The following is a 7661-nucleotide window of genomic DNA, read 5'->3' as shown; positions in this document are numbered from 1 at the left end:
AAATGCAAATGCGACTACGATTTGATCTTGACTATATCCGATCGTGGTCACCGTATTTCGATCTGAAAATTATCCTTATTACGATATTTATAGTCGCCCTCGGAAAGAACGCCTATTAATACCCTCTATAGATAGCCTGCCACTATTGTTGTCACCGGTGTAGCGAGACGCATCGTCCTAAGATGACCGAGGAGGGATGTTAAATGAAAGCAGTGATACTCGCAGGTGGATTTGGCACCAGGATCAGCGAGGAAAGCAGCGTAAGGCCTAAGCCGATGGTAGAAATTGGAGGCCGGCCCATACTATGGCACGTAATGAAAATCTATTCCGCCCACGGTATCAACGAATTTATCATCTGCTGCGGCTACAAAGGACATGTGATCAAGGAGTTTTTCACAAACTATTACTTGCATTACTCCGATGTAACCTTCGACATACGCAATAATTCGATGAAGGTTCGTCAATCCAGTGCCGAACCTTGGATAGTGACGCTAGTCGATACCGGCATTGACGTTATGACTGGCGGCCGAATTAAGCGGGTACGCGATTATATCGAGAACGAAACGTTCTGCCTTACCTACGGAGATGGTGTTAGCGACGTAAACATTCGTGAGCTTGTAGCCTTTCATCGCGGGCAGGCGACCTTAGCTACACTTACCGCTGTACAGATGGAAGGCAGGTTCGGCGCGTTTAAGCTTGGCGACAGCGAGGCGAAAATTTCAAGTTTCAGGGAAAAACCAAAAGGTGACGGAGCTTGGATCAACGGCGGTTTCTTTGTACTGGAACCGCAAGTTTTGGATTTAATCACCGATGATGCGACCGTGTGGGAACAAGAACCGCTGACGACCTTAGCGCATGCAGGACAATTGTCGGCGTACCGTCACCCGGGCTTTTGGCACTGTTTGGATACTTTGAGGGATAAACACGTGCTAGAGCAGGCTTGGCAAAGCGGGGATCCCCCTTGGAAAGTTTGGTAAAAGCATGTAGCCTGATGTGCTGGGCTAGAGCCTATTCCTATCAATCCTCCTGACGGGTTTGCCAGAACCCAGTTCTCGCTGGTGGCGACGGCTCGAGATCGTGGCTACTGAAACCAAAAATCTCTTGACTACTTCAATAGGCCAAGCCAGATGACGAAAAACAACGGACCATGGCTAGCGCCCATGACGTTGTCGATGAGACATACGGCGTTGGAATGGTTCTACACTGCGGGAATTAGAACAAGACGGTTACCAGGATGCTCTTTTTCGAAACAGCATTGAAGGGTGCATACCTGATCGATCCGGAACCGAGAGTCGATCCGCGGGGTTTTTTCGCGAGAACCTTTTGCGTCGACGAATTTCAAGCCCACGGTCTAAGCGTTTTCGTTGCTCAATGCAATCTATCGTTGAACTTTAAAAGAGGGACCTTACGTGGGCTGCACTATCAGGTCTCTCCCGCGAGCGAGACTAAGCTAGTCCGCTGTACTGCGGGTGCGATCTTCGATGTCATCGTCGACCTGCGGCCCGACTCTTCCACCTATCTAGGCCATTGTTGTATAGAATTAACTTCGGAAAATCGACGCATGTTATACATCCCCGGAATGTTCGCACATGGATTTCAAACCTTGGTTGACGACACTGAGGTGTTTTATCAGATGGGTAGCTCTTATGTCCCTGCTTGCCAGCATGGTTTGCGTTACGATGACCCTACGCTTGATATCAAATGGCCAATTCCGGTTACCGAAATGGCTGACAAGGATCTTGCCTGGCCATTGCTAGAGATCAGAACCCCGCGGCAAGATCGCGGGGAATGAGATTTAGGAAGCTCTGCAAAAGTGTCGCGAGCAAGCCCGGATGCGCGAAGCCGCCGGAACGAGTCGCGAGACATATCAGGTAGATAGGCGAGCGACGAGCGAGCACGCGACAAAGCAGATGGGCTGCGCAGTAACTTTTGCAGAGCTTCCTTAGCGCCGGGTATAATCATCGGCTGACCCGCACGACCTAATCGTCAATCTTGTATGATGGCTAACAGACCGGTACTGCGCCGGCACCAATCGGCTCATCGTGTAGGTTTTTTAACGGCTCCGTCTTGCTTGTTAAAAATCAATCGGTTGCTGGATTAAGGTAATCGCATGAGCACTAACCAAACGCTGGTTTCTATTGGGATGCCCGTTTTTAACGGCGAGAGGTTTATTAAGCAGGCGCTTGATTCGCTAATCGCCCAGACCTTTGGTGATTTTGAGATCATCATTTCCGATAATGCTTCAACCGATGGGACCGAAGCGATCTGTCGTGCGTACGCGGATAAGGATGGTCGTATTCGTTATCATCGAAACGCTAGGAATATCGGATGCGCACCCAATCATAATCGCGTTTTCGAGCTTGCCAAGGGTAAGTACTTTAGATGGGCACATCATGACGACGTGTGTGCTCCGGAGTATCTCGCTCGCTGCGTCGAGATTCTTGAGCGTCGTCTCACGGTAGTACTGTGCTACACTAAATCGGCCATGATCGACGAATGTGGCAACTTGGTTCGTGATGTTAAAGACGGACTGCACCTAACAGAAAAGAATCCCATTGATCGCTATAAATCCTTCCATCGACGCTTCCGGCGAACCTGGCAATGCAATCCGTTCACCGGATTAATGAGAACCGAAGCCTTAAGGAAGACGCGACAACACCTTAGCATCTATGGGGGGGACATCGTGCTTCTCTCCGAGTTCGTATTGCTCGGAATATTTTACGAGGTTCCAGAGCGGCTTTTCTTTCGACGCACCTACCCCGAAGTATCGAATCTTCTAAAACCCGAAGCCATGTCGATCTATGAGAACCCGCTAAACCAAGCGCGCATCCTCTTGCCCAGATTTAGGCTCGTTGGCGAACTTGCGAAGGTTATCCAGTGTTCTCAACTGAACTGGTATCAGAAACTACGCTGCTACCCACAAGTCGGCTTATGGATTCTCCGGTTTCCCAAAGGGCTTGTTCAGGATCTCCTCTCTGCTGGAAAACAGATCGCGCGGCAATCTTTCAGGAAAGTGGCCGGGCCGATCGTGAAAACTTAGGCCACCATCATTATGCGGAGGGAACATCCCTATCTTCCAAAGTAGAGACAAAGAGTAAACTGGCATGTGCCCCGGACCACCCGGGGTTCTAATACGTCACAGCACGGCTACGATAGAGTGTATCGCACTTCTGACGGTTAACCCGAACCGCTCACGCCTCATCGGTTTGGGGTAATGCCTCGCTAGGAGGCGGCTTAGCGCTTTGAGTTAGCTTCAGTGTAGAAAATTTGTTATAAATCGATTCGGTAGCATTTAGTTACGCATAATCCCCTCGCAGCTCTTTTCAACAGCATGAATCGACTCGACAGAGCCAATCGCCGAGGCGCGTGGCGCCTTGCTTTAGCGTCGTTGGCGATGTTTGCTTTCGGCTACGCGCTGGTGCCACTCCACGATACGTTCTGCGAGGTGACCGGCCTGGGCGGCAAGATATCGAGTCAAGCCGCGCAGCTTGCGCGGGGCCCGGTCCGTGACTCTTAGCGTGCGAGTGGCATTGCGGTCGCGACGGCGGCAGTAAGGAATATGTTCGATACCCTAGAGCTTCAATCCACGGCCTCGTGGCGGGCATATGTTGATCTGTGTAAGCCGCGCGTGGTTGCGTTGATCATGCTTACGGCTATCGTCGGCATGCTGCTCGCGCCATCGCTTGCGCTCCAACCCTTTATTTGCGGTACAGCCGGAATCGCATTGGCGGCTTCCGCGGCCGCGGTTATCAATCACGTGGCGGATCATCGAATCGACGCATTGATGATCCGGACCCAACACAGACCGCTTCCGCAAGGATCCGTAGACAAGTCCCGCGCGCTGATCTTCGCGGCGATTATGGGTACGGCGTCGATGACAATATTGATCGCCTATGTCAACGTGTTGACGGCGGTCTTAACGGCAGTATCTTTGATCGGCTATGCAGTGGTGTACACGCTGTACCTGAAGCGAGCGACACCGCAAAACATCGTTATCGGCGGGGCCGCCGGGGCGGCGCCTCCGGTCCTAGGCTGGGTTGCAATGACCGGCACGATTGATCCCCATGCCTTGTTGTTGTTTCTGATCATCTTCGCCTGGACACCGCCGCACTTCTGGTCGCTGGCCATTTACCGCCGCCACGACTACGCGCGCGCGGACATCCCGATGCTGCCCATTACTCACGGAGTCGACTACACACACCTGCAGATCTTTCTTTACACCGTGATTTTATCCATGGTGAGCTTACTACCCTTCGCGACTTATATGAGTGGAGTGCTTTATCTTACGGGCGCCATCGTTCTCGATGCGCTCTTCCTGTATCACGTCATGCGCATGCAGCGCGATCCTACCGACCGTTGGGCAATGAAGACCTTTACCTTTTCGATTGCCTATCTGGCGGGGCTGTTCTTGTTGCTCCTATCCGACCGCGTGGCGACCCTCTATGCCCTCCTTTAGGTCGGCCCCAGCGACGGAAACCCCTCTCCAAGAGCTGCCCTGCTGGCCATACTGATCCGATTACCGGACCGGCTGGAAGATTGGTTTGGAATAGGCCCGTTGCCGCTGGCGATCCGCTACAGCGTGGCGCAGGAATACTATTCTGCCGTTTTCCTAGCGCTCTATTTGATCTCGATTTGGTATCGCGTGCGCCAACTCCCGGCGGATCACTGACCCGGCGCGGGCAGTAACGCCGTAACATCAAGCGTCGAGCGCAGTTTTTTGAAGGCGGACTGCTCGAGTTGCCGGATCCGTTCCGCCGAGACCGCGTACTCGCGCGCAAGATCTTGGAGCGTGGATTTGTCCTCTTGCAACCACCGGCGGGTCACGATGTCCCGGCTGCGTTCGTCGAGGGTCGCCAGCGCCGTATGCAGGAGATCTTCCCGATCGTGATGCATCTCGTCATATTCGGCGAGTGCCTGGGGCTCGAAGCGCCGATCCTCCAGGTAATTCGCGGGCGCCGCGGCATCCTCATCGTTAGCGTGATCATAGGACGTGTCATAGGCGTTAAGGCGCTCTTCCATCTCCACAACGGTCCGTGGATGCACCCCAAGATCGCGCGCCACGTCTTGCACTTCTTCTGGACTCATCCACCCGAGGCGTTTCTTGGCGTTGCGCAGGTTAAAGAACAGCTTACGCTGGGCTTTGGTGGAGGCGACTTTCACGATGCGCCAGTTGCGCAAGATGAACTCGTGCATCTCGGCGCGGATCCAGTGCACGGCGAAGGACACTAACCGAACGCCAACGGCGGGGTCAAATCGCTTAACGGCCTTCATGAGACCGATATTGCCTTCCTGGATCAGATCCGCCTGCGCCAAACCGTAACCGTTATACCCGCGCGCCACGCGCACCACAAAGCGGAGATGCGACATGACCAATCGGCGGGCGGCGTCTAGATCATCATCGTGGCGATATCGCAGCGCCAGTTCCCGCTCCTCGGCGGCGCTCAACATCGGTATCCGGTTCACGGAATTGATATAGGTCGCAAGCGAGCCCGTGGGCAGCGTTAGCGGTAATTCCAAGGCTTGGGTCATCGAAGCTATTCTCCCCGGTTGCATTTCACTATACTAGCACTCACGGATTAAGAGTGCTAATTCAACCCATAGGTTCCTGTCGCGGCGCGCCCACAGCGCGGGCTCAATGGTCGCTCTTGGGTCCATTTAATAGGGCATCGACGAACTCCGCCGGATCGAATTCCTTGAGGTCATCGATTTTTTCACCCAGCCCGATAAATCGGATCGGGATCTTGAGGCGTTCCGCCAAGGCAAAGACGATTCCTCCGCGCGCCGTCCCGTCGAGCTTCGTCAAGGTAACGCCGCTCAGCGTTACCGCCTCATGAAACTGAGCGCCTTGATTGAGCGCGTTTTGACCGGTGGTTGCATCGACCACCAGCATGGTTTCGTGCGGGGCGCCGGGATCGATTTTGCCCAGCACCCGGCGGATTTTTTTCAACTGGTCCATGAGGTTCTGTTGCGTATGCAAACGGCCGGCGGTATCGACGATCAAAACCTCCGTGCCGCGCGCCGCCGCGTTTTCAAAGGCCTCGAAGGCGACGGCGGCCGGATCGCTCCCACCCGCCTTCGCCGTGACCGGAACCCCCGCGCGCTCGCCCCAGACGGTCAGTTGCTCGACCGCGGCGGCGCGAAAGGTATCGGCGGCCGCGACCGCGACGGAGCGGCCACGAGTGCACAAGAGGTGAGCCAGCTTTCCAATCGTGGTGGTCTTGCCGGTCCCGTTGACACCCACCATCAGTAGGACAAAGGGGCTCGGGGGGCTTGGCGGGATGATGAGCGGGCGGGAGACGGGCGCCAAGTTTTCGAGGAGCTCCGCGCGTAACGCTTGGAATAGCCGATCCGTTCGGCTAAGCTCGCGCCGTTTCACATGCAGCGCGAGTTTAGCGATGATGCGCTCGGTGGTTTCGACCCCGACATCCGCCTCGAGCAGCAGCGTTTCAATCTGTTCCAAGGTCGTAGCATCGATGCTCGCGCCCAGGTGCGTGAGCCGCGCGAAGCCCGCGCCGAGCCGTTCGCGGGTGCGTCTTAGGCCTTCTCTAAAGCCCATGGTGGCGCGGCGCTTGGTCGGATCATGCAATGGCGGCGGCCGGAATTTTGGCGGTCGGATGATTAGGCATGAATCGGGGCGACCATCCTACCACCCTTGCCATCGGCTTACGAAGGGCAGGGCTGGCCCGGCGACGTTGGGCTAACTACGTGGGTTGCGGTATGCTAGCTTTCGATGCAGTCGCGTTTCCAACAAGGTGCGAAGGAGGGGCATTGTCGAGGTTATTTAAATTAGGGATCGCGAGCCTGGCGTTTACGGCGATAACGCCAACCCACGCCGCGGGCGAGGCGCGTGAATTCTCACTTGAAAACGGACTCAAGGTCATCGTGCAGGAAGATCATCGCGCGCCGGTGGTGGTGTCGCAAGTGTGGTACAAAGTCGGATCGAGTTACGAGCACGGTGGCATCACGGGGATCTCGCACGCGCTTGAGCACATGATGTTCAAAGGCACGGCGCGGCACGGTCCCGGCGAGTTCTCGCGCATTATTTCGGAGCACGGCGGGGAAGAAAACGCCTTCACCGGGATCGATTACACCGCCTACTTTCAAAAGCTGGACAGGGCACACCTCGCCGTGAGCTTCGGGCTCGAAGCGGATCGGATGCGAGGACTGACGCTGTCGGACCAGGAATTCGCCAAAGAAATCAAGGTGGTCATGGAAGAGCGGCGGTTGCGCACGGAGGACAACCCGGAGGCCCTGTTTGCCGAGACAGCCCGGGCGCTTTCGTTTCAAACGAGTCCCTACCGACAGCCGATCATCGGTTGGATGAACGACATTGAACAGCTCAACGCGACCGATCTCCGCAGTTGGTATCGGCGCTGGTATGCGCCGAACAACGCCGTTGTCGTGGTGGTGGGCGATGTCGTCACGGATGAGGTCGCCGCGCTGGCTAAGAAATATTTCGGGCCGGTGCCGAAGTCCCCCGTGCTGCCCGTGAAGTCCCGCACGGAGGTGGTACAAAAAGGGATACGCCGCGTGACCGTCCGGCAACCGGCCAAGGTGCCTTACCTGATCATGGGCTATAAGGTCCCGGTACTGCGCACCGCCATCGGCGGATCGAAGCACGTCAGCCGCGAAGAAGTGTATGCCCTTGAGGTGCTCGCTGG

Annotated in this window: 9 protein-coding genes; 7 read left to right on the top strand and 2 right to left on the bottom strand. The window is 55.5% G+C overall.

Annotated elements, in window-relative coordinates; genetic code table 11:
* From M3436_17800 to cyoE, 6 genes are all read left to right on the top strand, one after another.
* A partial coding sequence (locus M3436_17800; protein ID MDQ3565870.1) for a sugar transferase occupies nucleotides 1-119 on the top strand: 119 nt, incomplete at its 5' end.
* A gap of 84 nt (nucleotides 120-203) precedes the next feature.
* Nucleotides 204-977, top strand: a complete 774-nt coding sequence (gene rfbF / locus M3436_17795) for a glucose-1-phosphate cytidylyltransferase (GenBank protein MDQ3565869.1) — start codon at nucleotides 204-206, stop codon at nucleotides 975-977.
* Between the two features lie 257 nt (nucleotides 978-1234).
* Nucleotides 1235-1792, top strand: coding sequence for a dTDP-4-dehydrorhamnose 3,5-epimerase family protein (locus M3436_17790; protein MDQ3565868.1), 558 nt, complete (start codon nucleotides 1235-1237; stop codon nucleotides 1790-1792).
* A gap of 318 nt (nucleotides 1793-2110) precedes the next feature.
* A complete protein-coding gene (locus M3436_17785; GenBank protein MDQ3565867.1) occupies nucleotides 2111-3040 on the top strand; it encodes a glycosyltransferase in 930 nt (309 codons plus the stop codon).
* Nucleotides 3041-3331: 291 nt separating this feature from the next.
* Nucleotides 3332-3517, top strand: a complete 186-nt coding sequence (locus tag M3436_17780) for a hypothetical protein (protein ID MDQ3565866.1) — start codon at nucleotides 3332-3334, stop codon at nucleotides 3515-3517.
* A 42-nt stretch (nucleotides 3518-3559) separates the two neighbouring features.
* Nucleotides 3560-4456 carry a heme o synthase gene (gene cyoE / locus M3436_17775; protein MDQ3565865.1) on the top strand — a complete coding sequence of 299 codons (897 nt, stop codon included), beginning with the start codon at nucleotides 3560-3562 and terminating at the stop codon, nucleotides 4454-4456.
* Nucleotides 4457-4662: 206 nt separating this feature from the next.
* Here the strand turns inward: cyoE and rpoH are convergent, their stop codons facing one another.
* Together rpoH and ftsY are read right to left on the bottom strand one after the other, a co-directional pair.
* The gene (gene rpoH / locus M3436_17770; GenBank protein ID MDQ3565864.1) at nucleotides 4663-5529 is read right to left on the bottom strand and encodes an RNA polymerase sigma factor RpoH; all 867 of its coding nucleotides are present in this window, start codon (nucleotides 5527-5529) and stop codon (nucleotides 4663-4665) included.
* Between the two features lie 103 nt (nucleotides 5530-5632).
* On the bottom strand, nucleotides 5633-6556 hold the full coding sequence (gene ftsY / locus M3436_17765; GenBank protein ID MDQ3565863.1) for a signal recognition particle-docking protein FtsY: 924 nt from the start codon (nucleotides 6554-6556) through the stop codon (nucleotides 5633-5635).
* Nucleotides 6557-6816: 260 nt separating this feature from the next.
* Here ftsY and M3436_17760 point away from each other — a divergent pair.
* The coding region (locus M3436_17760; GenBank protein MDQ3565862.1) for an insulinase family protein at nucleotides 6817-7661 on the top strand (845 nt) is incomplete at its 3' end.

The sequence above is a fragment of the Pseudomonadota bacterium genome (assembly GCA_030859565.1).
Lineage (GTDB): Bacteria > Pseudomonadota > Gammaproteobacteria > JACCXJ01 > JACCXJ01 > USCg-Taylor.
Note: the sequence above shows the minus strand (reverse complement) of the source record. Positions and strands in the feature narration are given on the sequence as shown.